The sequence below is a fragment of the Cryobacterium sp. Hb1 genome (assembly GCF_004403585.1).
GTDB lineage: Bacteria > Actinomycetota > Actinomycetes > Actinomycetales > Microbacteriaceae > Cryobacterium > Cryobacterium lyxosi.
Genome location: NZ_SOHI01000006.1, coordinates 23316 through 47725, shown reverse-complemented (window position 1 = coordinate 47725; position 24410 = coordinate 23316). Strand labels below are relative to the sequence as shown.

Below are 24410 nucleotides of genomic sequence, written 5' to 3'. Positions count from 1 at the left end.
ACTACTTTCTGGAGCGTTCCAGCGGGCGCTCGCTTTTCTCCCAGCCCCGGTGGGGCGCCCGCGAACCGGCGCCTCGAGGGTCGTCGCGGGAACGGTAGACAACATAGGGGCGCACGAGGTAGCCGAGTGGCGCCGAGAACACGTGCACCAGTCGGGTGAATGGCCAGAGCAGGAACAGCGTCGTGGCCGTCAGCACGTGCAGTTGAAAGAAGAACGGCACGTCGCTCATCAGCGACGGGTCGGGCTGCAGGCTATACAGCGAGCGGATCCAGGGTGAGATCGACCCGCGATAGTCGTAGCCGCCGCCAAAGATTTGATACAGCACGGTCGCCGTCGTGCCAAAGGTGATCGTACTGGCCAGGAACACGTACATGACTTTGTCCATCACCGTCGTGACCAGCAGCACCCGTTTGGTCAGGCGGCGACGGTAGATCAAAATGGCGAGTCCGGCAACGGTGAGTACGACGGCGAAGCTGCCCAGCCAGGTCGCACCGAGGTGGTACATGTGCTCGGTCACGCCGAAGAATTCCAGCCACGGCTTGGGAATGAACAAGCCGACGACATGCCCGCCGATCACCATGAGAATGCCATAGTGAAACATGGGTGAACCCCAGCGCAGCAGGCGGTTCTCGTAGGTCTGACTGGACCGCGAGGTCCAGCCGAACTGGTCATAGCGGTAACGCAACAGGTGGCCCACCACGAACACGCCCGTCGCGGCGTAGGGAAAAGCGACCCAGAGCAGGTAATCCCAGGCGGTCATACTCTCACATCTTCATTCGCGTGCGCGGAAAACGGCTTCAGATTGCCGAGGTAGGTCATGCCGACCGTCTCGGTCGGCGGCCCCTCATTGACCAGGTTGAGGTAGCGTTCGCGGGTCTCGTCGTCGATCATGGGCAACGACAGGCACACCGCCTCAACCAGGTGAGCGTAGGGACTGTCGAATTTCTCGAGCGCCGAGCGCAAAACCTCGATGCCGTCGCGGTGCGCGGCGAGCAGTTCCTGCGCGATCGGCGAATCGGAAAGCGCTGAGAATTCCAGCACCATCGGCAGGTAGTCGGGCAGTTCGTCGGCATCCAGCTGCCAGCCCGCCGCCCGGTAGGCCTCGACGAATCGCACGAGCGCCATACCGCGACGGCGGGTATCGCCGGCGGCGTAGTAGGTGAGGTACGGGCAGCATTTGCGTTTCAGGTCGAAGGTCGCGGTGAAGTGCGTTTCGAGCTCCTGCTGGCTGAGCGCGTTGACCGCCGTGAAAAAAGCCTGGAAGCTGCGGCGCAGCTCGCCGGGCAGATCCGCAACGGATTCCTCCACCAGCGAAAACTGCGCCCGCCGTTCCGGCGCGGGGTAGTCGAGCAGAATCGACGCCGCCATGTGCGCGACGACCCCCTGCTCGGGCGTCAGCGGAACGGCCGCAATCGCTCGCGGAGCCGTCTTGGGCGCCCGAAAGCCGAAGTTCATCCGTGCGCCGAGGGTGCCGACGTTCACGCGGGGCTCCCGGCATCCGCTATCGGCGGGAACATGCCCTGGGGCGCTCCGTTACCGTTCCAGTTGAGCAGGTTGACCCGGCCCGGGGTGGTCGGCGCGGTCGCACTCGGGCGCCCGGTCATCTGGTTGTAGTTGTCGACGGTGGCACCGAGTGGTATGCCCACGGTGTTGCCGTATGGGCCACTGTGCCCGGCGGATCCGGGCCCGCCCATGCCGGGGCCGCCGTCGGTGTCGAGCGAGCAGCCGAGCTCTTCAAGCTCCCGCGCGGTCTCGACGTGGGCCTTGGGAATGACGTAGCGGTCTTCGTACTTGGCGATTGCGAGCAGCCGGTACATGGCCTGAATGGTCTCGCCGGTCATGCCGACCGCGTTCGGAATGCGCTCGTCAGGCTCGTTGCCGAGGTTGATATCGCGCATATAGGCGCGCATCGCGGCGAGCTTGCGCAGTGACAGCTCCACCGGAACCACGTCGCCGGCCGAGAACAGCCCGGCGAGGTATTCCACCGGGATGCGCAGCTTGTCGATCGCGGCGAACAGGGTGCGGGCGTCTTCCCCGTCGCTGCCCGAGTTGCTGACGACATCGACCACGGGCGAGAGCGGGGGGATGTACCAGACCATGGGCATGGTGCGGTATTCCGGGTGCAGCGGCAGGGCGATCTCGTACTCGGAGATGAGCTTATAGATGGGGCTGTTCTGGGCCGCTTCGATCCAGTCGTCAGCCATGCCCTCTGCCTTGGCAGCGGCGATGACCTCGGGGTCGAACGGGTCGAGAAAGCAGGCTCGCTGGGCGCCGAGCAGGTCCTGATCGTTTTCGATCGAGGCCGCGGCGAGCACCGCGTCGGCGTCATAGAGCATGAGGCCGAGGTAACGCAGGCGTCCGACACAGGTTTCGGAGCAGATGGTGGGCTTACCCTGCTCGATCAGTGGGTAGCAGAGCGTGCACTTCTCGGCCTTGCCCGTTTTGTGGTTGAAGTACACCTTCTTATAGGGGCAGGCGGAGACGCACATGCGCCAGCCGCGGCATCCGTCTTCATCCACGAGCACGATGCCGTCTTCTTCACGCTTGTACATGGCGCCGGAGGGGCAGGCCGCGACACAGGCGGGGTTGAGGCAGTGCTCGCAGATGCGCGGCAGGTAGAACATGAAGGTCTCTTCGAACTCCATCTTCACATGCTCGCTCATCGTGGCGAGAATCGGGTCCTTTGCGGCGGTCTCCTGCGAGCCGCCCAGGTTGTCGTCCCAGTTGCCCGACCATTTGATGTCCATGTCCTGGCCGGTCAAAAGCGATTTCGGGCGGGCGACCGGGCTTTGCGTGCCGGCCGGGGCGGTGGTGAGCATGTCGTAGTCGTAGGTCCACGGCTCGTAGTAGTCGTCGATTTGCGGCAGGTTGGGGTTGTTGAAAATCTGCGAGAGCTTCTTCAGCCTCCCACCGGCCTTCAGCTGCAGCCGGCCGCGCTTGTTACGTACCCAGCCGCCCTTCCACTTCTCCTGGTTCTCGTACTCGCGCGGGTAGCCGATGCCGGGCCGCGTCTCCACGTTGTTGAACCAGGCGTACTCCACACCGGTGCGGTTGGTCCACACCTGCTTGCAGGTGACGGAGCAGGTGTGACACCCGATGCACTTGTCGAGGTTCATAATCATCGACATCTGGGCCATGACACGCATTAGTAGTCCACTTTCTGGCTGCGACGACGAATCACGGTGACCTCGTCGCGTTGGTTGCCGGTCGGGCCGAGGTAGTTGAAGGCGAAGGACAGCTGGGCGTAGCCGCCGATCAGGTGGCTGGGTTTCAAGAGGATGCGGGTCAGCGCGTTGTTGGTGCCGCCGCGCATACCGCTGGTTTCGGCGACCGGCACGTTGATGGTGCGGTCCTTCGCGTGGTACATGTACACCGTGCCTTCCGGCATGCGGTGCGAGACGATCGCCCTCGCCACGACGACGCCGTTGCGGTTGTACGACTCGATCCACTCGTTGTCGCGTACGCCGATCTTGTCGGCGTCCTGCGGGCTCATCCAGATCGTCGGCCCGCCGCGGGAGAGCGAGAGCATGAGCAGGTTGTCCTGGTATTCGGAGTGGATCGACCACTTCGAGTGCGGGGTCAGGTAGCGCACGGCGACCTCCGCATGACCTGCCGAGCCCGCCGCACCGGTCGCGGTCGTCGCGCCGACGATCGAGTCGTCGAACAGGCGGTGCATGTCCAGCGGCGGCCGAAAGATGGGGAGTTGCTCGCCGAGCTCGATCATCCAGTCGTGGTCGAGGTAGAAATGCTGGCGACCGGTGAGGGTATGCCAGGGCTTCAGGTGCTCGACGTTGATGGTGAAAGCGCTGTAGCGGCGGCCACCGTGCTCGGAACCCGACCACTCCGGGGAGGTAAGCACCGGAACCGGCGCTCCCTGCACATCCGGGTAGCTGAATCGGCGGCCCTCGTTGTCGCTGGCCAGTTGGGCGAGCTTCACGCCGGTGCGTTCCTCGAGCTGGCGAAAACCCTGGGTGCCGAGGCGGCCGTTGGTGGTGCCGGACAGTGCCAGCACCATTTCACAGGCGTGGATCGCCGTCGACAGGCGCGGACGGCCGGCGGCTGGCCCGCTGGGCACCAGGCCGTTCTTCTTGCCGAGGTAGGCGACCTCCACGTCGGGGTTGAATTTCACCCCTTTGGTGACCATGCCTTCCGCGGCGGTGAGCGGACCGAGCGCGCCGAGCTGCGCGGCAAAGGCCGGGTAGTCGCGTTCGACAACGACGAGCCTCGGCATGGTAACCCCGGGAATGAGCGGCTGGTCGCTGAGCACAATACCGTGCGGCGTGGCCATACCGTCGGGGGTGTCGTGCTGCAGCGGAGCGGCGACGAGGTCTTTCCGCACGCCGAGGTGCGTCACCGACATTTCGGAGATTTTCGCGGCGAGCACGTGAAAGATGTCGAAGTCGGTCTTGGCCTGCCACGGCGGAGCGATCGCGGGGTTGAACGAGTGAATGAACGGATGCATGTCCGTCGTTGAAAGATCGTTTTTCTCGTACCAGGTGGCCGGGGGCAACACCACGTCACTGTAAATAGTCGTCGACGTCATGCGGAAGTCGCTCGTGACCATCAGGTCGAGCTTGCCCTCCGGCGCGCTCTCATGCCATTTCATGGTCTTCGGACGGCGAGCCGGCATCGATTCGACGGCGCGCACAGCGGAGGGCGCCCCGAGCAGGTGCTTGAGAAAATACTCGTTGCCCTTGCCGGAGGAGCCGAGCACGTTGGCCCGCCACACTACGAGAACGCGGGGAAAATTCTCGGGGGCGTCGGGGTCTTCGCAGGAGAACTCGAGCGAGCCGTCCCGGAGCGAATCGACCACGTATTCCGCTGGCTCCTGGCCCGCGACTGCAGCGTCGTCGACGAGGTCGAGCGAATTGCGGTTGAAGGTGGGGTAGCTGGGCATCCAGCCGCGTTTGGCCGAATCGACCATGGTGTCCGCGGTGGTGCGTCCCGTGAATATGCCGGCGCCGAGCGGGCTTGCCAGGGTGTCGGCGCTGAGTCCGTCGTAGCGCCACTGGTCGGTGGCGAGGTAAAAGAAGCCGGTGCCGATCATCTGGCGCGGCGGCCGCACCCAGTCCAGGGCGAAGGCATATTGGCCGTATCCGGTGAGCGGGCGCACCTTTTCCTGGCCGACATAGTGGGCCCAGCCGCCGCCGTTGACGCCCTGGCAGCCGGTCATGGTGGTGAGCGCGAGAAAGGCGCGGTAGATGGTGTCGGAGTGGAACCAGTGGTTGGTACCGGCGCCCATCAGAATCATCGAACGACCCTGTGAATCCTCGGCATTCTGCGCGAACTCGCGACCGATGCGCGCGGCGGCCTGCCACGGCACCGAGGTGATCTCTTCCTGCCAGGCAGGGGTACCGGGCGTCGACGCGTCGTCGTACCCGGTGGGCCACACGCCCGGCAGGCCGGGACGACCGACGGCGTACTGGGCGAGCAGCAGGTCGAACACGGTCGTCACGAGCACGCCGGCGACGAGGCGTACCGGTACGCCGCGGCGCACGATGCCGGCCGCTCCGGCGTGCTGTTCACCGGCTTTGTCCGCGCCCGGCGTGACGTCGAAGCGGGGCAGGTCGATTGCGACGGTGGCACCGTCGTAATCGGGGGCATCCGCTATCGAGAGCAGCGGATCGCGGCCCTCGAGGTCGAGGTTCCAGGTGCCCTTGTCGGCCTCGCTGAACCGGTGGCCGATCGACCCGTTCGGCACGAACGGTTCGGCGTTTTCGTCGAGCATCACGGTCTTGAAGGCAGCGCTCGACACCGATGCGTCGGTGCCGGGCAGCGCGTCGGCCGTCAAAAACTTGCCGGGGACCCAGGCGTCCTGGCGCGGGGCGAGCGCGATCAGGTAGGAGGAGTCGCTGAACTTCTTCATATAGTCAACGAAACGCGGGGTGCGGCAATCGACCAGGAATTCCTTCAGCACGACGTGCCCCATGGCGAGCGCGAGGGCGCCGTCGGTGCCGGGGTGCACGGCAAGCCACTCGTCGGCGAACTTGGAGTTGTCGGCATAGTCGGGCGAGACCGTGATGACTTTCTGGCCGCGGTAACGGGCTTCCACCATGAAGTGGGCATCGGGGGTGCGGGTAACGGGAACGTTGGAGCCCCACATGATCAGGTAGCTCGAGTTCCACCAGTCGGCCGATTCGGGAACGTCGGTCTGGTCGCCGAACACCTGTGGGCTCGCCACCGGCAGGTCGGCGTACCAGTCGTAGAACGAGAGCATGGTGCCGCCAAGCAGCGAGATGAAGCGGTTGCCAACGCCCTGGGACACGATCGACATGGCCGGAATCGGGCTGAAACCCGCAACCCGGTCCGGGCCGTATTTCTTGATGGTGTGTACGTGTGCGGCGGCGACGATTTCGGCGGCCTCATCCCAGCTGGCACGCACCAGTCCGCCCTGCCCGCGGGCACTCTTGTACTGGCGGGCGGTCTCGGGGTTACCGGTGATCTCGGCCCAGGCGAGCACCGGGTCGCCCAGGCGAGCCTTCGCTTCGCGATAGAGGTTCAGCAGTACGCCGCGCACGTAGGGGTAGCGCACCCGGGTGGGCGAGTAGGTGTACCAACTGAAGGCGGCGCCGCGGGGGCAACCGCGCGGTTCGTATTCGGGGCTGTCCGGGCCGACACTGGGATAGTCGGTCTGCTGGGTTTCCCAGGTGATGATGCCGTCTTTGACGTACACCTTCCACGAGCAGCTACCGGTGCAGTTCACGCCGTGGGTGGACCGCACCTCTTTATCGTGGGTCCAACGGTCACGGTAGAACGTGTCGGCGGCGCGGCCGCCGTTCTTGAACACGCTGCGCAGGTCGTCGCTGGTTTCGCCGCGGCGCAGAAAGCGGCCGAGCTTGATCAAAGAGTCGGCGACCGGGCCGTCGGTGCCGGGCGTGGTCGCGGCGCTGGTGGAAACTCTGGTGCTGGTGTTTATGCGCTTTTTCACGGCTATCCCTTACCTGCCGGGGAATGCCGCTGCGGCACTCACCCTCGAAATAAGCTTTGCCGCTGGGTAAAACGGCTACAACCGCGAAATACCGTGAATAATGTTTTGCCCCAGTTCACACGAGCCTGCATCCGCTTTTTGGGCACTCTTTTCGCTCTCGCGGGCACCGGAAACGGCCACCACGTCGATCACGCAGAGGTGCGGGGCATCGATGAGGTTCAAGCCGACCGCCCGGAGTGGGCCGTCGGCCTGCTCCAGCACACCCTGAATCAAGCGGTAATGCACGCCGCAGACCTCGGGATGGTCCTTGACCATTTCCGAGTACGGGCAGTCACGCAGGTTGAGTTGTTCACGGTTCGCGGCGATGCTCGCGTCGAAACCGGCCTGGTCGAGGTGGTCGTCGAGCGCATCGAGCTGCCGTTGCGCAGCCGGACCGGAGCAACCGGCGAACCCCTGGCCGGCGGGCAGCAGCGGCAGAATCCGTCGCAGCTGGTCGGCACGTTCCTGCGCGGCCGCGATTTTGCGGCTGCGGATCGACCCGAGCTCGGTGCTGACCCCGTCCGCAGCGCTATAGAGCATTTTGGGACGACCCTTACTGTCGCGCGGCTCGGGCGCGCAGGTGACGAAGCCCTCGTTGATCAGGCGGTCGAGGTGTTCGCGGGCGGTGTTGTGGTGCAGGCCCGCGGCTTCGGCGAGGTCGTTCACGGTCATCGTTCCGCGGCTTTGTAACTGGTAAAGCAGGTTCATGCGGCTGAGACTGGCGAGCGTTTTGTAACTCGGGGGTTGGGCGGCCATGTTTCCATTATGGGCGCCAATCATGTGCGGCAGCAGAATCGGTCAGTTTCTCTCTTTCTTCCCGCAGATCCTTCCGCTGCACGGTAGAAAAAGAAAATATTCAGCACACAGTATTAGTCTGGTCAAACGAAGCACGCAGGAAGTGGGATCACATGGCGTCAAAAGCCCGCACGCGACCGGAGTCAACAGTTGAGTCCACGGGTGGTGAGCCCGCCGACACCCTGCGTGACTATTACGAACAGATGTCGTTGGTGCGAGCCTTCGAGTTGCGCTCCAGCGAGATGTATGCCCGGGCCAAGATCGGTGGCTACTGCCACCTGAACCTCGGCGAAGAAGCCACGGTGGTCGGCCTGATGGCGGCCATCGAGGTCCGTGATTATCTGTTCACCGGCTACCGCGACCACGGCTATGCGCTGATGCGCGGGCTGTCGCCCGAGCGGGTAATGGCCGAACTGTTCGGCAAAGTCACCGGTGTCTCGGGCGGACGCGGCGGTTCGATGCACCTGTTCGACGCCGAAACGCGCCTGTTCGGCGGCTACGGCATCGTCGGCGGGCAGATTCCCCCGGCGACCGGCGCCGCACTCGCTTTGAAAAATCAGGAAGTGGCCGGTCCCGACGCTGCGGCAGTGATGTGTCTGCTCGGTGACGGCACCACCAACATCGGCGCGTTCCACGAATCGCTCAACCTGGCCGGGCTGTGGAAACTTCCGATCGTTTATGTGATCGTCAACAACGGGCTTGGTATGGGCACAACGGTGGAGAAAGCATCCGCTGAACCGGACCTGTACAAGCGCGGCGCTTCTTACCGTATGCCCGGAGTACGGGTCGACGGCGACGACGTTCTTGCCGTGCGCGACGCCGCCCGCGATGCACTCCGGCAGGCCCGCGAGTCGCGCCAGCCGGTGTTGCTCGAGGTCATGTGTTACCGGTTGCGCGGCCATTCCGTGGTCGACCCGGCCCGCTACCGCTCGAGCGAAGACACGACCATCGCCCAGCAGTCCGACCCGGTACCGAGCTTTCGTGCCAAGCTGATCAGCGCCGGAGTGCTCAGCGAAACGGATGCCGCCGCCATCGACGAGGCCGCCGACGTGCGCGTGTCCGAGGCGGTCGTTTTCGCCGACGAGAGCCCCGAGCCCGACGTTGACGACCTGTTCAAATATGTATACGCGACCGCGGTGGCAAATATGCCAACCGCTTTGCCCGGAGAACCCGTTATGGACGCACTGTGAACACCGAAGTAGCAACCACCCGCACGATCACCTACCGCCAGGCGCTCAACGAGACTCTGCGCGCTGAGCTCGAGCGTGACGACAAGGTCTTCCTCATCGGTGAAGAGATCGGCGTCTTCGAGGGGTCCTATAAGATTACCGCCGGACTGCTTGAAGACTTCGGACCCGACCGGGTGATCGACGCCCCGATCGCCGAAGAGGGTTTCGTGGGGGCAGCCCTCGGGGCCGCGATGCTCGGAATGCGCCCGGTGGTCGAGATCATGACCATCAACTTCAGCCTCATCGCGATCGACCAGATCGTGAACCACGCAGCCAAGATGCGGTCGATGTTCGCCGGTCAGGTTTCCATTCCCCTGGTCATTCGCATGCCCGGCGGTGGTGGCCAGCAGCTCGCCGCGACCCACTCGCAGAACCTCGAGGTCTGGTACGCGCACATTCCGGGGCTCAAGGTCGTCGCCCCGTCAACCCCGGCCGATGCCAAGGCTCTCCTCACCGCTGCCATTCGCGATGACGACCCGGTGATTTTTCTGGAGAACCTTTCGCTCTACAGCGCCAAGGGTGAAGTTTCCAACGACGAGCAGGTCGCCGAGATCGGCAAGGCTGCTGTGGTCAAGACCGGCACCGACCTCACTATCGTGAGCTACTCGCGCGGCACCACGACGGCTCTCGAAGTGGCTCGCCAGCTCGAGACCGAGGGCCTGTCGATCGAGGTCGTCGACCTGCGCAGCCTGCGGCCGCTCGACCGCGATACCATTTGCGCCTCGGTGAAGAAGACCGGCCACGCCGTCGTCTTCGAAGACGACTGGCTCAGTTACGGCATCGGCGCCGAGATATCGGCGACCATCGGCGAGGGAGTCTTCGACTTTCTCGACGCCCCCGTGCGTCGCGTCGCCGCCGCCGAGGTGCCGTTACCCTACGCCAAATCCCTCGAGAAGGCCGCGCTGCCCAGCGCCGCCGATCTCGCCAGGGTCGTGCGCGAGGTACTCAATATTTCATCTACCCCGAACGACAAGTAGGAGCCGGCCATGCCCGACGTCATCATGCCCCGCCTCTCCGACACCATGGAGGAGGGCGAACTCAGCCGCTGGATGAAGCAGGTCGGCGATGAGATCCACAAGGGCGACGTGCTCGCCGAGATCGAGACCGACAAGGCCACGATGGACCTGGAAGCCTTCGACAACGGCATCCTCGAGCAGCTGCTCGTCGTCGCTGGCGCGCTCGTACCGATCGGTGCACCGGTCGCGCGCATCGGCGACGGGAGCAACATCGTCGCGGAAGGCGCTGCCCCGGCAGCTCCGGCAGCTCCGGCAGCCCCAGCCGCGGCTGCTCCAGTCGCGGTCGCTGCAGCAGCAACACCCACGGTCATCCCCCCGGCGGATACCCCCACGCCGGCCACGCCCACGGCAGCCCAGACGGGCGAACTGCGCACCTCGCCGCTGGCTCGCAAAATCGGCCGAGAGCACGGTATCGACCTGCACACCGTCGCGGGCACCGGGCCGCAGGGCCGCATCACGCGCACCGACGTCGACAGGGCGATCCTGGCCCAGGAAGCGGCAGCATCCGCTGTCCCGACGGCGCCACGAGCCGCAGCACCAGCGGCGGCCGCACCGGTCGCGGCAGCACCGGCCGCCGTTTCGGCCGACTCCGTCTCCGTGCCGGTCAGCCGCATTCGCGCCGTCACGGCCCGCCGACTCACCGAGAGTCAGGCCGTTCCGCACTTCTTCCTCACCAACGTCGTCAACGTTGAACGCCTGGTCGCTTTCCGCGCCGACGTCAATGAATCGCTCGCCGCCCTCGGCACCAAGATCAGTCTGAACGACCTGTTCGTGCGCGCCAGCGCGGTCGCGCTGCGCGCGCACCCCGAAGTCAACGCGTCCTGGGGCGACGGCGTCATTCTGCGCCATGACCATGTCAACGTCGGCGTGGCCGTCGCGACCGACGATGGACTCCTCGTTCCCGTCGTCACCGATGCCGATCAGAAGTCGCTCGGTGCCATCGCCACCGAAACCCGCGCCCTGGCGGGCCTCGCCCGCACCGGCAGCCTGTCCCTCGCTCAGATGTCGGGGGGAACCTTCACCATCAGCAACCTCGGCATGTTCGGCATCGACTCCTTCACCGCCGTATTGAACCCGCCAGAAGCCGGCATCCTGGCAATCGGCGCGGCGACCGACGTTCCCGCGGTACGGGACGGCGTTCTCGTGACGATACCAACGGTGAAGATCACCCTGACCGTCGACCATCGAGTACTCGACGGCGCCGTCGCGGCAGCGTTCCTGCGCGATCTCACTATCCTGCTCGAAGAACCGTTGCGCATCGTTCTCTAGCCTGCCCGCCCCGCAAGATTAAAAGTACGCGACTGCTCATAATTCCGGGCTAGTCTTGTACGGTGGATTTCGACGAACGCACTCCCGCGTGGCATGCCGCGCTGGCGTCGCCGATTCGGCGCAGCGTGCTCCAGCTTCTGGTCGCCTCCAGCGAACCGCTCGATGCCGCCGCCGTCGCCGACCGGATGAACCTGCACGTCACCACGGCCAGGTTTCACCTCGACCAGCTTCTGGCAGCCAAGCTCATCGAACGAGAGGCCGTACGGTCCGGCCAGCGGGGCCGGCCGCGCATCCGCTTTTGTGCCGTGGCCGCCACGCGCACCGACACGCGCGACCAGCTCAGCCACGCGCTCGCCAGCGTGCTTGCCGAAGACGACGACGGCGGCCGGGCCCGGGCTATTCGGGCCGGTGAGAAGTGGTCGGAGGCCTTCACCGGCGGCCTCGCAGCATCGACCGAAACGGGCGCCGCCCCGCTGGTCGAATTACTCGACCAGCTCGAATTCGCGCCCGAACTCGATGAGTCCACGCAATCGATCGCGCTCACGGCCTGCCCGTTTCGCGAGGCCGCCCGCGAAAACCCCGGCGTGGTCTGCGCCGTGCACCTCGGGCTCATCCAGCGGGTGGCGCGCACGCTCGGCCACGACGACAGTGCGATCGAGCTGCGCCCCTTCGTCGGCCCGCACCTCTGCGTCGTCAACCTCGGCAGCAACTGGAATGCCGTTCCGGTCGAGTTGAGTTAGTCCGGCCCGGTCGCGGCTCGGTCGCGGCCCGGTCGCGGCTCGGTCGCGGCTCGGTCGTCGACGGGGGCACGGACTGTTCCCCGCTTAACCTGAATCCGCCGCGCACGTGGGATAGTACGTCTTCACAGCGCGGCCGCCCCCAGTCCCGCGCTTTCCGGTGAAGGGGCGTTCACCCGGTCGAGGTGGTCGATTCCGTCGGCCGTGATCCAGATCACCCGCGCCGTGGACAGGTCGTAGAAGACGCCGGCAAGATGCACGCGCCCGCTCGCGACCGCCGGGCCAACAAGCGGATGCCGCCGCAAATTCTGCAGCTGAACGGCAACGTTCACCATGCCCAGTTGGTCGACCTCGCTGAAACCAGCATCTCGTGCCGCCCGCCCAACGGGATGTCCGTTGCGAAGGGCTTCGCGGCTGGGGCGCACATGATCGAGCCAGGCATCGACGGCTCCCCGTTCGCGGCCGGCACTATCCTCGGCAGCCGCCTGCGAAGCATCCGTCGCGTCCGCCGCGTCCGCCGCCTGCTCATTGTGCGCGGCCGCCATGGCACCGCAGCCGGAATGGCCACACACCACAATTGAATTTACGGAGAGTTCGTCAAGACCGAACGCGAGCGCCGCGTCGATGGAGGGTTCTGTACCGTGCGCGCAGACGACGTTGCCAATGTTGCGCACCGTGAACAGGTCACCGGGGCCGCTGCTCGTGATCAGGTTGGGAATGATGCGGGAGTCCGCACAGGTCAGAAACAAGGTGTCGGGATTCTGGGAGTCGGCCACCTCCTGCATGTGCGGTCGCACGCGAGCCGCATGGCGACGGTGATAGTCGTCGATGCCGTGGATCACCGGGTTCAGCGGATGCGGGTGCGCGTAGCTGTTGACTCCGCCGCGGTCACGGCCCTGCCAGGCCTTCCAGGGCGCGAAACCGAGGCGCGTCGTGGACGGTGCCGAGTTTCTGCGGGGCGGGAGTGCCGCCGCCAATTCGAGCGTTGCGGCGCCGCCCTCGTCGATCTGTACCGTGCCGCCGGTGCTCTCGTGTTGACGCTGCCAGGCGCTGAGCGTCTCGTAGGCCGGATGGTCGAAGAAATCGACCGCCAGATCGATCGTGACGTGGGAGCCCGCTGGCACGGAGCTCAGAACGGAATTCAAGCGCGGGAGCGACAGAAAACTGCACGACCCCTCGATCACGACCCGCCACAATTTCGATTCCGGAGGACCCGCTGGTTCGGCGTGGATGGAGGCCCGAACCACGCGCCACAAAACGAGGGCGGCTGCCAAGGCGAGTCCGATCATGACCCCCTCGAGCAGATTGAGAAACACGACCCCGATCAGAGTGATGCAGTACACCAGCAGGTCGCCGGTGCGTCGGGCGGTCTTGAAGTTGGCCAGGCTCGCCAGCCGCACGCCCACGACGATCAGAAGTCCCGCGAGCACCGCCTGCGGAATCTGCTGAATCAGACCGGCGAACAGCAACGAGAAGACCAAAATCCACATGCCGTGCAAAATGGTGGACGTGCGCGACCGTGCACCTGCTTCCACGTTGGTAGCACTGCGCACGATGACCCCGGTGACGGGCAGACCGCCGATCGCACCGGAGAGCATGTTCGCCGCCCCCTGCCCCAGAAGTTCGCGGTTGAAGTTGGTGCGCGGGCCGGTGTGCATCTTGTCGAGTGCCACCGCAGAAAGCAACGATTCGATGCTCGCGATCAGCGCGATAGACAGGACGCCCATCATGATCGCCTGCCAATTTCCCTCGGGAACCTCGGGAAAAGACAGGGCGTCGAGAATTGACCCGTCGAAGGTAACGCGTTCCACGTTGGCACCGAGCAGTACCGACAGGATCGTGACGCCGACCACGGCAACGAGCTGTCCTGGAACCCGGCGCACGGCTGGCGGAAGTCGTTTCCAGAGCACCAGGATGGCGATAACCAGGGCACCGAGGAGTACGGCCGGAAGATTCGCGGCCGCGAGCGCTGCGGGGAGGCTCGTAATGTTCGCGAGGGCTGAGCTGCTCGATTCGGAGCCGATCATGACGTGCAGCTGTTGCAACACGATGGTGATTCCGATGCCAGCGAGCATGGCGTGCACGACCACCGGGGAGACGGCCAGTGCCGCTCGGCCGATGCGACAGGAACCAAAGACGATCTGCACGAACCCGGCGGCGACGGTGATCGCGCAGGTCGCCTGCCACCCGAACTGGTCGATGAGGCCGGCGACGATCACGGTCAGCCCAGCGGCGGGGCCGCTGACCTGCAGCGGAGAACCGCCGAGGCTGCCCGCGACGATCCCGCCAACGGCGGCGGCAATCAGACCGGCCATGACCGGCGCCCCCGACGCGGCTGCGATGCCCAGCGAGAGGGGTACGGCTACGAGAAAGACGACGAACGACGCGGGAAAGTTGATACGCAGGTCGTTCGTCAGGAAACCGCGAATGCGCCCGCTGCGCGAAATTCCGGGGGGCGAGGACGCTGAATGGGTGAAATGTGTGGTCATGAAAAAGTCCTTCGTTCGGAGAATATTCGTGCTGCATGGGTCCGGAGACAGGCCATCGCGCCAGGCACCGAGTCTCGGGACGCCGATAGGCGGGTGTCGATAGGCGGGTGTCGATAGGCGGGTGTCGATAGGTCTCCGTGGACGCGCTGGTCTCAGCGAGCGCGCAACCGACCCGCTCCTGGGGGCACGTGAAAGGCGTGCACTGTTTCTGGGCAGGAATTGCGTCGCGGGGTGCTCTGCCGTGGGGATCTGCTCGACTTCTAGGTGCGGCTAATGCACAGTGCGGTAAGCGTGACCGGGCGAGGTGGGGCCTCCGGGTAGCGTATTGCTACCGACCGGCGAATGCGCGGCGCGAAAGACAACACTGTGCAAGCGCTGGGCTGGCGAATAAGCGCCCGAGGCAGAACGATGCCTCGCCCGGGCTCTGCCGCCGCGCAGAGATCCGCGTCGTTGACCTGGAGTGTCGGTGCGGCCGACTCTGTTCCGACGACCTGCACGGAGCTGATCGCCGAAGCGGCAGCGCTGTCACCCGAATCGGCCAGGAGCGCCCCGTCGAGGGAGTGTCCGAAGATCAACGAAATGGTCGTGCCAATAATTGCCAGGATCATCGTCACGGTACGGCGCAGGTCACCCGCCGCCTGAAGCGCAGGGGTCATCGGGTACCTCCTTATCGGCACCTCAGGTCGTTGACGACCCGCGACCGCGAGCCTTCCGACCGCTGAAAACTCAGGTGATCTGGAAGGTAAAAAGTAGCAAGATAATCTCTGTTTGACCTGACCAGAACGCAAATCAGCGTTAGATGTTCACGCACTCGTCACGAAACCTTCAGGGGCACGTCGCACGCGCCACACAACTGATGGACGGGCCTGACGGAGCCTCAGCGCGGCCAGAAAGCCGCAGCGCAGCCAGAAAAGCGCAGCCAGAAAGGCGCAGCGCAGCCAGAAAGGCGCAGCGCAGCCAGAAAGGCGCAGCGCAGCCAGAAAGGCGCAGCGCAGCGCAGTAGGTGGCCGAACCGTCTTGGGCGCACGTTCTGGTTCAGATCCTCACGTCAACCGGTGGTTTCAGGCCCGGGCCCGGCGCGGTCTCCGTTCGGGCGCCGGCGGCACGAGCTTCGCGGCCACCACGTCGGCCATCGCGAGCGTGACCAGCCCCCGCTTGGTCTCCACCGAAACGGATGCCGCGCTGCGGCTCCGCAGAAAGCCCAGCGCGTCCGTATACCCACCCGGAATGCTGGTGCGCACGACGACCCGACTGCCGAGCGGTGCATCCGCGAGAAAAACGAAGGGGGAACTCATCGCATCAGGCTGTATTCTTCGACTCGCGCAGATTCTCCGGCGATGAGAATGATGTCGCCATCTTCGATCACGGTGTCGAGCGAGGTGTAGCTCCAGCCTGCGCCGGGGCGGTGAAACGCGGTGACGGTAATGCCGTAGCGGGCACGCACCTTGGCCTGGCCGAGGGGTACGCCGATGAGCGCCCGCGGCGGTGCCGTCTTGACCAGCGCAAAGTTCTCGCCGATCTCGATATAGTCCTGCATAGCGCCGCGCACCAGGTGCGCAACCCGCTTGCCCATATCTTTCTCCGGGTAGATGACATGGTTGACGCCGAGCTGGGTGAGGATCTCGCCGTGCGGGTCACTGACCGCTTTGGCCCAGATGTTCGCGATGCCCAGCTTGAGCAGCAGCGAAGCGGTGAGAATGTTTGCCTGGATATCGCCGCCGATCGCCACGACCACACTGGAGAACTCGGGTACCGAGAGCTCCCGCAGGGTAGCCTCCTTGGTGGAGTCGGCACGCACCACGTGGGTGAGCAGTCTGTTGTGCATCTGTACCACCTCTTCGTCCCCGTCGATGCCGAGCACCTCGGTGCCACTGTTCATGAGTTCGAGGGCGAGCGCGCTGCCAAACCGGCCGAGACCGATGACGACGACCGATTCAGCTTCGGCGAGGCGGGCGGGGTCGCGGTGCCCGAACAGCGAATATTTAGCCAATGATCGGCCTTTCCTTGGGAAGTTCGTAGGTGGTGCGGCGTTCGCGCAGGGCAATGGCCGACGCGAAGGTGATCGGGCCGAGGCGGCCGATGAACATAAGCAGAATCAGGATGACCTGCCCTCCCCATGGCAGCCCCGCGGTGATCCCGGTCGACAGTCCCACCGTCGCAAAAGCGGAGATCGCCTCGAACAGCAGCGCGTCCAGAGAGATGTCGGTCAGGAGCATGAGCGCCGCCGTCGCGGCAATGATGACGCCGACGGCGAGCAGGGAGATCGTGATCGCCTCACGGTGCACCGCCCGGGAAAGCCGCTTGCCGAACACGTTCACGGCGACCTGGCCGCGCACCTCGGTCCAGATAATGAAGAACAGTACGGCGAACGTCGTGATTTTAATGCCGCCAGCGGTTCCGGCGGGACCGCCACCGATCAGCATCAGAACATCCATCCCGAGCAGGGTGGCGGAGTCGAGCTGGCCGATGTCGATGCTATTGAAACCGGCGGTGCGGGTCTGCACCGATTGGAAGAAACCGGCCAGTAGTTTGCCTGACCAGTCCAACGGGCCGAGAGTATTCGGATTCGACCATTCAACGGCGGTGATATATGCCGTTCCGAGAATGAGTAGCGCGAGCGTGCCGGAGACCACGATGCGGGTATTCATGGTCCAGGTTCGAATCGACCAAGCATGCTGTAACCAGTGCCGAGAATCCCGCCCCTGCCGCCGCAGCTGCCGCCGCAGCTGCACAATGACCGGAAAGCCGAGGCCACCGAGAATGACGGCGGCGGCAATCGGCAGGCAGATCCAGGCATCCGTTGCATACCCCATGAGATTGTCGCTGAACAGGGCGAAGCCGGCATTATTGAAACTCGATACCGAGTGGAACACCCCCAGCCAGATGGCCCGGCCAATGGGCTCGCCGTAGCCGAGCATAAAGCGCAGCGCGAGCATCATCGCTACGGTGACCTCGATCGCGAGCGAGATACGCACAACACCGAACACCAGCCCCTTCACGTCAGCGAGACCGACGCTTTTGGTTTCGGCGGCGGCTGTTATGCGCGAGCGCAGGGAGAGCTTGCGGGCGATCGCGAGCCCGACGACCGAGGCAAAAGACATGATCCCGAACCCGCCGATTTGAATCAGCAGCAGAATCACGACCTGCCCGAACGGTGTCCAGTACACCGCCGTATCGACGACGGTCAGCCCGGTGACGCACACCGCGCTCGTCGCGGTGAACAGGGCCTCCAGAAACGATGCGCCGCCCGGCCCGACCCGGGCGTTCGGCAGCATCAACAGCGCTGTGCCGACGAAAATGGTCAGGGCGAATCCGGAAACGACGACCTGCGCCGGATGCAGCCGGTGCCGCTTCGTTGTGTTGCCGCGTTCGCGGATGGCCCGTGAGTGCACGGACCAACTCTACGCTGGGCGCACTCCCCGCGGGGTACGCCTGATTCCTCGTCGGGAGACGTTACTCGCTTCAGGCGGCTTCGTCTACCCCCCTGAAGTAGCAACGAGATACTGGGTCGATGTGCGCGATACTCACTTTGAGGGGTGAAACGGAACACATGATGCGCGAGGGGTTCGAGCCGGCAGTCCGGCACGTTTTGCGGCCGCGTCGCAAGCTGGTCAAGCGGTCGATTATCGCTGCACTGTCGTTGCTGGTCCCCGTTCTGATCGTGCTGTACTGGCTCACTATCCCGCGCAATACCTGGATCTTTGTCGCCGCCGTTCAGTTCGGCCTGACCCTTCTCGGCGTGATCGCTGTATTCGGGGCCCGCAGAGTGTGCGTGACCGTTGCGGCTGGGCGCTTGGAAAGCCGCAACCTGCTGGGCCGGGTGACCAACTTTGGTACGGCCGAAATTGCCAGCGTCGTGCTCGTCGAGCTGTATCAGAGCGAGATGGTCGAGACCCTCTCGCACTTGTACCTGCTGGACTCCGCCGGTGACGTGCTGCTTCGCCTGCGGGGCCAGGTGTGGCCCCGCTCCGGGCTGGAGAACATTAGCGACGCACTCGGGGTGAGAGTCGTGCGACCACCCGACCCGCTCACCGTGTCCGAGCTGGGGCTACTCCGCCCACGGCTGGTGCACCGCTGGACTCGACACGCCGCTCGGCTGGGAAACTCATCCCCTCGCGCGTCTGCGCGGCGAGTGCCCGTTCCGTTCAGCCGTCTAGTGCCCCCGGCCCGGCACGATGTCGGCCATGCGCGCAAACGGTGACGTGGTGCAACGCCCGGCAAGCTCGGCTCGATCGGCCAGTGGATAGGCACGGTAGAGGGCGGTGACGGCGAGCCAACGCAACGGCTCGGGTTCCCAGTCTCGTACCCGATGGTTGACCCACGGCAGATCCAGGAGTTGTCTGTTGCACGAATGACGAACGAAGCGTCGAACGAGACCTTGCCGTTCTACCGGGGCTCCTGTACCGCGTTGGTCATGACGTGAGGGTTTTCTGCCGCTTCCGCTGCCGTTCGAGTCGCCGGCGGGCGGCGAGTGCACGTTCGCCATCGAGTTTGGCGGCGACCGGAGCCCACAGCACGATAGCGACACCGGCGCCGAGTAATAAGCCACCGATGGTGTCGGTGAGCCAGTGCGCACCCAGATAGGTGCGGCTGAGCAGCATCACGATCGTATACGCGGCGCCGGCGAGCACCACCCAGAGGCGCGGAAAGATGATCGCGAGGCACACCGCCATGGTTGCCGCATTGGCGACATGGCCGGAAGGAAACGACCCAAAATCGGAGGTGACCAGCATGTCTTCAGGGCGGGCCCGCCCAAAGACCTGTTTGAGCAGTTGCACGCCTACCGCACTCAGCACCGTGGCCCCGAGGTAGTACCCGGCCGCCCAGGGCCGCTTGATCAGCACGAGCACGAGGATTATGACCAGCGGCACGACGAAGACGCCGAATAGACCGCCGCCGAGCGTGTTCATGAACAGCGACGGAACCTGCCAGACCGTCGAGCGATGCTCGATGATCTCGTTCATCCACTCGGTGTCGACCTCGAGGGCGGCGCCGTTTGCCCGCACGACCACGACGAGACCGAGCAGGGCGGCCAACGCCATAGCGGAGATGCCGCTGACGACGGGCCAGCGACGGGAAATGTGGCGAGCTGCGGGGTCTGCAGCGCGTTCCGGGTTAGTCATTCCGCCATCGTAGGTCAGCAGCCCGTTACCGCGCCCCCATTTTGGACGGGGCCCGGGCCCGGACCGTGGGCCCGAGCGGCTAAGACTCGAAGGAGCCTAAGACTCGGAGGGGCCCAAGACTCGAAGTGGCCTGAGACGCGAATGAGAACGAGCGAGCGCCTCGGGCTAGCGGTCGAGCGCTGGCACGCTGCTCGGGCGCACAATCAGCCAGAGCGCAAGAATTGAGATCACGGCGGTGACGCCCATGACGGATGCCATCGGTATCGCCGTTCCCACTCCGAGCAGTCCCACAATCGGCGAGATCAATCCGGCCACACCGAAGTTCGCGGCGCCGAGCAACGACGCAGCGGTTCCGGCTTCGTGTCCATGGGCGTTGAGCGCGATGACCTGCACGCTCGGCAGGGTGAAGCCGCAGGCCGCGATGAAGAACCAGAGCGGCACCAGGACACCCCACAGCCCAATGCCGCCGAGGTCGAGCAGCACGATCGCACCAGCGGTGATCACCAGCACAACCGTGGAGACGGAAAGTATCCACTGCGGCCCGATGTTGGACCGGTGCATCAGGCGCGAGCTCAGCTGCACCCCGGTGACCACACCGAGGGAGTTGATGGCGAACAGCAGACCGTACTCCTGCGGACTGAACGCGTACACGTCTTGGAACAGAAACGGTGAGGCCGACAGGTAGGAGAACAACCCGGTGAAGGTCATCGCTCCGATGATCGCGACGCCCACGAAGGTGCGGTCGCTCAGTACCGCTTTGTAGCGTTGGCCGAGGGTGCTGTGGCCCGTCGCGTTGCGTTCGCTTTCGGGCAGGGTTTCAACGATCCAGAAGGCGACGGCCAGAATCACGATGACGCCGTAGGCGGCCAGTACCCAGAAGATTCCCCGCCAGCTCATGACGAGCAGCAGCTGCGAGCCGATCACCGGTGCCAGCACCGGCGCGAGGCCGCTGACCAGCGCGAGGCGGGACAGCATCTTGACGAGCGGCCTGCCGCCGAACAGGTCCCGCACCATGGCCATGGCAACGACGGCGCCGGCCGCGGCGCCGAAGCCCTGCAGCACGCGGAAGATGGCGAGCACGATGATGTCGTTCGACAGGGCGGCGCCGACACAGGCGAGAATGTGCACACCGGTAGCGAGCATGAGCGGGAGTCGCCGTCCGACCTTATCGCTCCAGGGGCCTACGACCAGCTGCCCGAAACCGAAACCGATCATGGTGCCGGTCAGGGTGAGCTGGATGACCGACGGCAGCACGCCGAATTCGTTTTCCAGGGTCGGAAAGGCCGGCAGATACAGGTCGATGGTAAACGGGCCGAGCGCCGTGAGCGCCCCGAGAATGAGTATGTAGACGATGCGCTGGCGCCGAGTCAGTTTGTCCCCGGGATGCGCCGCGGTGGAGGCAAGTTGCGCGGCGCTAATCACGGGGATGCTGGCTGTAATCACGAAAACGGATGTCCTTGGCTGGTCTAGAGAGGCTGGATGGCGGCGGGCGGCGCGATTTCGGGCGACACGGCCGCAGTGGCACCTCCGGCCGCCCTTACGCTAAGCGAGGATAGACCCGAACTATTCCCGCTTTCGGACTGTGGATCGAGAAGCAGCGTTTCGAAGGCCAGTTCGGCGGCACCGATCAGGAGCAGATTCGAGCCGAGAAGCGCGGGGGCGATCTGCACCTCGTCGAACGCAGTCCCTAGCGTCAGTGCAGCCACCGCGCGCGTCAAGCGCCCGGGGTCGACCACATAGAGCGCCGCGAGGAAGCCGCCCAGCACGATGAGTTCTGGGTTGAGGATGTTGACGGCGCTGGCTAAAGCCACGGCCAAGAAATCGACCTGCCGGTTCACTTCGGCGCGTACCGCGGGCGCGGTGGAGGCGAGCAGTGCGCGTTCGAGGTCGTCGGCATCCGTTTCCCCGGCGGGCAGGCCGAGCACCTCAAGGAGCGCGCCGCGGGTGACCTCGGCTTCGAGAGTGCCGGCGATACCGGCCGAGTCGGTGCGGCAGCCCGCGCTCACCCTGGTGTGCCCGAATTCCCCCGCGTAGCCCGCCCGTCCGCCGGCCGCGACTCCCCCGACGACGAGGCCCCCACCGATACCGCTCGAGCCGCCGTTGAGGTAGATGAGATCGGTCATTCCCTGCCCCGCACCGAAATAGCGCTCCGCCGTGACGCCGAGGCTCGCGTCGTTGGCGGCCACGACGGGCAGACCGGTGACCTCGGCGAGCAGGTCGCAGAGTGGTTCGTCGACCCAGCCGAGATGTGGAGCGTTGCGAACCAGACCGTCGTGTGCACGCACCAGGCCCGGCACAGCCACACCCATTCCGATTATGGAATACTCTCCGAGCTCGCGCCGCAGGTCGGTGACAATACTCGCCGTGATAGCGACCGCCTCGGCGACCGTCGGCGTGGTTGGCGTGGCGAAGCGGATGCTCCGGTGCACGACGCCGCTGAGGGCGACGACCCCCACGGTGATCGCGTCAATTTCAGGATTCACCGCAATGGCCACAACGCGGTCGCTCGCCGCCACGATCGGGCTCGGGCGCCCGGCAAGTTTGGTGGGGTCGGGGGTGCGTTCCTCGACCAAGCCGCGTTCGCCCAACTCTGCGACCAGCGCGCCGATGGTCGACCGGTTCAAACCGGTCAGGCGGGTCAGCTGGGCGCGCGACGCCGCGCCACCGCGGTGTACGAGGCGCAGAATGATCGACAGGTTGTGCCTGCGCACATCATCATGGTTGTTACCCTGCATGGCGTCCACTGCTCTCGGCCTCCCGCTCGCTTTTTCGGTCAGAAGTCAGGTTACTGCGCCGGATGAGCTCGATGGATGATACGTTGCCAATGTCAACAAATCATCGAAGGCGCCGGCAGACACGAGGCGCCAGACAGGGACGTCATGGAGTTTCGATACCTCGGCAACAGCGGATTGAAAGTTTCGGAGATTACCTACGGCAACTGGCTCACCCACGGGTCCCAGATCGAGAATGACACAGCGACGGCCTGCGTGCGCGCGGCCCTGGACGCCGGAATCAGCTCGTTCGACACCGCAGACGTCTACGCGAACACCATCGCCGAACAGGTATTGGGCGATGCCCTGCGCGGTGAACGCCGCCAGTCCCTCGAAATCTTCACCAAGGTCTTCGGGCCGACCGGTCCCAAGGGACACAACGACACCGGCCTCTCTCGTAAGCACATCCTCGAGTCGATCGATGGCTCGCTCACGCGGCTGCAAACGGAGTACGTCGACCTCTATCAGGCACACCGGTACGACGTGGAAACCCCGCTCGAAGAGACGATGCAGGCCTTCGCCGACGTCGTACGCCAGGGCAAGGCCCTGTACATCGGAGTAAGCGAGTGGAACGCCGAGCAGTTGCGCGCCGGCCACGCCCTGGCCACTGACCTCGGCATTCAGCTCATCTCCAACCAGCCGCAGTATTCGATGCTGTGGCGTGTGATTGAATCCGAAGTGGTTCCGGCCTCCGAAGAACTCGGCGTCTCGCAGATCGTCTGGTCTCCCGTGGCTCAGGGCGTGCTCACCGGCAAGTACCTGCCGGGTCAGGCGCCCTTGAAAGGCAGCCGGGCAACGGATGCCCAGGGCGGCGCCAACATGATCAAGCGTTGGATGGATGAGCCGGTGCTCACCGGCGTGCAGAAATTGCGCCCGATCGCCGACGAGCTCGGACTGAGCATGGCGCAACTCGCTCTCGCCTGGGTGCTGGCGAATAAGAACGTTGCATCCGCCATCATGGGCGCGTCCCGCCCCGAGCAGGTCGCCGACAACGCGAAGGCCGCCGGTGTGCACCTCGACGCTGACGTGCTTTCAAGGATCGATGCGGCCGTTCGAGACCTGGCCGAGTTCGACCCGCGCAAGACCACCTCGCCGGAGCAGCGCGAGGTGTGAGCCGGCCGCATCCGCTTTTGAGACTTAGGGAGTATTCATGAGAATTGCCGTCACCGGTGGTAGTGGCAAGCTCGGCCGTAGCGTGGTTGCGCGCCTGGCGAGCGAGGGGCATGAGGTCACCAATCTCGACCAGTCGGGACTTCGCGGTTCCGGATTCACCAAGATCGACCTGACCGACTACGGCCAGGTCATCGACGTGATGTTCGGCATCGACGACCGCACAGACGGGTTTGACGCGCTCGTGCATCTGGGCGCCATCCCGGCCCCCGGCCTGCTGCCCGATGTGGCCACGTTCCACAACAACATGCTCGCAACCTTCAACGTCTTCCAGGCCGCCCGCCGGGCCGGAATCAAGACGATCGTCTATGCCTCGAGTGAGACGACCCTCGGTCTGCCATTCGACATCGACCCGCCCTACATTCCTGTTGACGAGGAGTACCCGGCCCGCCCGGAGAGCATGTATTCCCTGGTGAAGCACCTCGAGGAGCAGATGGCTATCCAGCTCGTGCGCTGGGATCCGCGGCTGAGCATCACGGCGCTGCGCTTCTCCAATGTGATGGACGAAGACGACTACGCGGCATTCCCCGCATTCGACGATGACGCCACCCTGCGCAAGTGGAACCTGTGGGGCTACATCGACGGTCGCGACGGCGCCCAGGCCGTGCTGCGGGCGCTCGAACAGGCCCAGCCGGGTTTCGAGACGTTCATCATCGCGGCCGCCGACACCGTGATGAGCCGGTCGAGCGCGAGCCTGGCCGCCGAGGTCTTCCCGAACGTCACCGTGACGAAGACGGTGGGCGAACACGAGACCCTGCTGTCGATCGACAAGGCGAAACGGATGCTCGGCTTCGCCCCCGAGCACAGCTGGCGCGACCACGTGTAGTTAGCCGCGACTGGTAGT

At 65.0% G+C, this 24410-nt stretch carries 21 protein-coding genes; 8 read left to right on the top strand and 13 right to left on the bottom strand.

All coding sequences use genetic code 11. The features are described from left to right. Nucleotide 1 precedes the first annotated feature (1 nt). From narI to E3T38_RS00835, 5 genes are all read right to left on the bottom strand, one after another. Nucleotides 2–760, bottom strand: coding sequence for a respiratory nitrate reductase subunit gamma (gene narI / locus E3T38_RS00855; protein WP_134545561.1), 759 nt, complete (start codon nt 758–760; stop codon nt 2–4). Next, on the bottom strand, nt 757–1482 hold the full coding sequence (narJ, locus tag E3T38_RS00850; RefSeq protein ID WP_241984231.1) for a nitrate reductase molybdenum cofactor assembly chaperone: 726 nt from the start codon (nt 1480–1482) through the stop codon (nt 757–759). Before narJ ends, narI begins: the two co-directional genes overlap by 4 nt. After that, on the bottom strand, nt 1479–3146 hold the full coding sequence (gene narH, locus E3T38_RS00845; RefSeq protein WP_134545560.1) for a nitrate reductase subunit beta: 1668 nt from the start codon (nt 3144–3146) through the stop codon (nt 1479–1481). The genes narJ and narH overlap by 4 nt, the downstream gene beginning before the upstream one ends. Continuing rightward, complete coding sequence (locus E3T38_RS00840; protein WP_241984230.1) at nt 3146–6928, bottom strand: nitrate reductase subunit alpha; 3783 nt, start codon at nt 6926–6928, stop codon at nt 3146–3148. Before E3T38_RS00840 ends, narH begins: the two co-directional genes overlap by 1 nt. A gap of 75 nt (nt 6929–7003) precedes the next feature. Next, nucleotides 7004–7723, bottom strand: coding sequence for a metalloregulator ArsR/SmtB family transcription factor (locus E3T38_RS00835; protein ID WP_166805365.1), 720 nt, complete (start codon nt 7721–7723; stop codon nt 7004–7006). Between the two features lie 152 nt (nt 7724–7875). Here E3T38_RS00835 and pdhA point away from each other — a divergent pair, with 152 nt between their 5' ends. From pdhA to E3T38_RS00815, 4 genes are all read left to right on the top strand, one after another. Beyond that, nucleotides 7876–8952, top strand: coding sequence for a pyruvate dehydrogenase (acetyl-transferring) E1 component subunit alpha (gene pdhA, locus E3T38_RS00830; RefSeq protein ID WP_134545558.1), 1077 nt, complete (start codon nt 7876–7878; stop codon nt 8950–8952). After that, a complete protein-coding gene (locus E3T38_RS00825; protein WP_241984229.1) occupies nt 8949–9968 on the top strand; it encodes an alpha-ketoacid dehydrogenase subunit beta in 1020 nt (339 codons plus the stop codon). The genes pdhA and E3T38_RS00825 overlap by 4 nt, the downstream gene beginning before the upstream one ends. A gap of 9 nt (nt 9969–9977) precedes the next feature. Further along, nucleotides 9978–11276, top strand: coding sequence for a dihydrolipoamide acetyltransferase family protein (locus tag E3T38_RS00820; RefSeq protein ID WP_166805364.1), 1299 nt, complete (start codon nt 9978–9980; stop codon nt 11274–11276). 62 nt (nt 11277–11338) lie between these two features. After that, nucleotides 11339–12016, top strand: coding sequence for a metalloregulator ArsR/SmtB family transcription factor (locus E3T38_RS00815; RefSeq protein ID WP_134545557.1), 678 nt, complete (start codon nt 11339–11341; stop codon nt 12014–12016). A gap of 122 nt (nt 12017–12138) precedes the next feature. Here E3T38_RS00815 and E3T38_RS00810 read toward each other — a convergent pair whose 3' ends face one another. From E3T38_RS00810 to E3T38_RS00790, 5 genes are all read right to left on the bottom strand, one after another. Further along, nucleotides 12139–14502 (bottom strand): bifunctional SulP family inorganic anion transporter/carbonic anhydrase, encoded by a 2364-nt coding sequence (locus tag E3T38_RS00810; protein ID WP_134545556.1) that lies wholly within the window; start codon nt 14500–14502, stop codon nt 12139–12141. 260 nt (nt 14503–14762) lie between these two features. Continuing rightward, entirely contained in the window at nt 14763–15158 is a 396-nt protein-coding gene (locus tag E3T38_RS00805; RefSeq protein ID WP_134545555.1) for a hypothetical protein, read from the bottom strand. 405 nt (nt 15159–15563) lie between these two features. Continuing rightward, nucleotides 15564–15797, bottom strand: coding sequence for a ferrous iron transport protein A (locus tag E3T38_RS00800; protein WP_134545554.1), 234 nt, complete (start codon nt 15795–15797; stop codon nt 15564–15566). Further along, nucleotides 15794–16492 carry a TrkA family potassium uptake protein gene (locus E3T38_RS00795; protein ID WP_134545553.1) on the bottom strand — a complete coding sequence of 233 codons (699 nt, stop codon included), beginning with the start codon at nt 16490–16492 and terminating at the stop codon, nt 15794–15796. Before E3T38_RS00795 ends, E3T38_RS00800 begins: the two co-directional genes overlap by 4 nt. Further along, nucleotides 16485–17894, bottom strand: coding sequence for a TrkH family potassium uptake protein (locus E3T38_RS00790; RefSeq protein ID WP_241984228.1), 1410 nt, complete (start codon nt 17892–17894; stop codon nt 16485–16487). Before E3T38_RS00790 ends, E3T38_RS00795 begins: the two co-directional genes overlap by 8 nt. Nucleotides 17895–18013: 119 nt before the next feature. On the opposite strand from E3T38_RS00790, the gene E3T38_RS00785 reads away from it, so the two are divergent. Further along, a complete protein-coding gene (locus E3T38_RS00785; RefSeq protein WP_134545552.1) occupies nt 18014–18703 on the top strand; it encodes a hypothetical protein in 690 nt (229 codons plus the stop codon). A gap of 211 nt (nt 18704–18914) precedes the next feature. Here E3T38_RS00785 and E3T38_RS00775 read toward each other — a convergent pair whose 3' ends face one another. Then, nucleotides 18915–19544 (bottom strand): phosphatase PAP2 family protein, encoded by a 630-nt coding sequence (locus E3T38_RS00775; protein ID WP_134545609.1) that lies wholly within the window; start codon nt 19542–19544, stop codon nt 18915–18917. Here E3T38_RS00775 and E3T38_RS17385 point away from each other — a divergent pair. Next, nucleotides 19446–19850 (top strand): hypothetical protein, encoded by a 405-nt coding sequence (locus E3T38_RS17385; protein WP_370448965.1) that lies wholly within the window; start codon nt 19446–19448, stop codon nt 19848–19850. The two genes, E3T38_RS00775 and E3T38_RS17385, sit on opposite strands and share 99 nt — an antisense overlap. On the opposite strand, the gene E3T38_RS00770 is transcribed toward E3T38_RS17385, so the two are convergent. Both E3T38_RS00770 and E3T38_RS00765 read right to left on the bottom strand, forming a co-directional pair. After that, nucleotides 19791–21068: a multidrug effflux MFS transporter gene (locus E3T38_RS00770; RefSeq protein WP_241984226.1), complete on the bottom strand. Its 1278-nt coding sequence runs from the start codon at nt 21066–21068 to the stop codon at nt 19791–19793. The two genes, E3T38_RS17385 and E3T38_RS00770, sit on opposite strands and share 60 nt — an antisense overlap. Nucleotides 21069–21091: 23 nt before the next feature. Beyond that, nucleotides 21092–22336 carry an ROK family transcriptional regulator gene (locus tag E3T38_RS00765; RefSeq protein ID WP_241984225.1) on the bottom strand — a complete coding sequence of 415 codons (1245 nt, stop codon included), beginning with the start codon at nt 22334–22336 and terminating at the stop codon, nt 21092–21094. Between the two features lie 168 nt (nt 22337–22504). On the opposite strand from E3T38_RS00765, the gene E3T38_RS00760 reads away from it, so the two are divergent. Both E3T38_RS00760 and E3T38_RS00755 read left to right on the top strand, forming a co-directional pair. Further along, nucleotides 22505–23509, top strand: a complete 1005-nt coding sequence (locus E3T38_RS00760; RefSeq protein ID WP_134545551.1) for an aldo/keto reductase family protein — start codon at nt 22505–22507, stop codon at nt 23507–23509. A 37-nt stretch (nt 23510–23546) separates the two neighbouring features. Further along, nucleotides 23547–24392 carry an NAD(P)-dependent oxidoreductase gene (locus E3T38_RS00755; protein WP_134545550.1) on the top strand — a complete coding sequence of 282 codons (846 nt, stop codon included), beginning with the start codon at nt 23547–23549 and terminating at the stop codon, nt 24390–24392. Nucleotides 24393–24410 lie beyond the last annotated feature (18 nt).

Bases quoted from the DNA above. Each gene is read 5' to 3' on its own strand.
- narI (WP_134545561.1), bottom strand. From the start codon at position 760: ATGACCGCCTGGGATTACCTGCTCTGGGTCGCTTTTCCCTACGCCGCG.
- narH (WP_134545560.1), bottom strand. From the start codon at position 3,146: ATGCGTGTCATGGCCCAGATGTCGATGATTATGAACCTCGACAAGTGC.
- E3T38_RS00835 (WP_166805365.1), bottom strand. From the start codon at position 7,723: ATGGCCGCCCAACCCCCGAGTTACAAAACGCTCGCCAGTCTCAGCCGC.
- pdhA (WP_134545558.1), top strand. From the start codon at position 7,876: ATGGCGTCAAAAGCCCGCACGCGACCGGAGTCAACAGTTGAGTCCACG.
- E3T38_RS00820 (WP_166805364.1), top strand. From the start codon at position 9,978: ATGCCCGACGTCATCATGCCCCGCCTCTCCGACACCATGGAGGAGGGC.
- E3T38_RS00810 (WP_134545556.1), bottom strand. From the start codon at position 14,502: ATGACCACACATTTCACCCATTCAGCGTCCTCGCCCCCCGGAATTTCG.
- E3T38_RS00805 (WP_134545555.1), bottom strand. From the start codon at position 15,158: ATGACCCCTGCGCTTCAGGCGGCGGGTGACCTGCGCCGTACCGTGACG.
- E3T38_RS00800 (WP_134545554.1), bottom strand. From the start codon at position 15,797: ATGAGTTCCCCCTTCGTTTTTCTCGCGGATGCACCGCTCGGCAGTCGG.
- E3T38_RS00785 (WP_134545552.1), top strand. From the start codon at position 18,014: ATGTGCGCGATACTCACTTTGAGGGGTGAAACGGAACACATGATGCGC.
- E3T38_RS17385 (WP_370448965.1), top strand. From the start codon at position 19,446: ATGCTCGATGATCTCGTTCATCCACTCGGTGTCGACCTCGAGGGCGGC.
- E3T38_RS00775 (WP_134545609.1), bottom strand. From the start codon at position 19,544: ATGGCGTTGGCCGCCCTGCTCGGTCTCGTCGTGGTCGTGCGGGCAAAC.
- E3T38_RS00760 (WP_134545551.1), top strand. From the start codon at position 22,505: ATGGAGTTTCGATACCTCGGCAACAGCGGATTGAAAGTTTCGGAGATT.
- E3T38_RS00755 (WP_134545550.1), top strand. From the start codon at position 23,547: ATGAGAATTGCCGTCACCGGTGGTAGTGGCAAGCTCGGCCGTAGCGTG.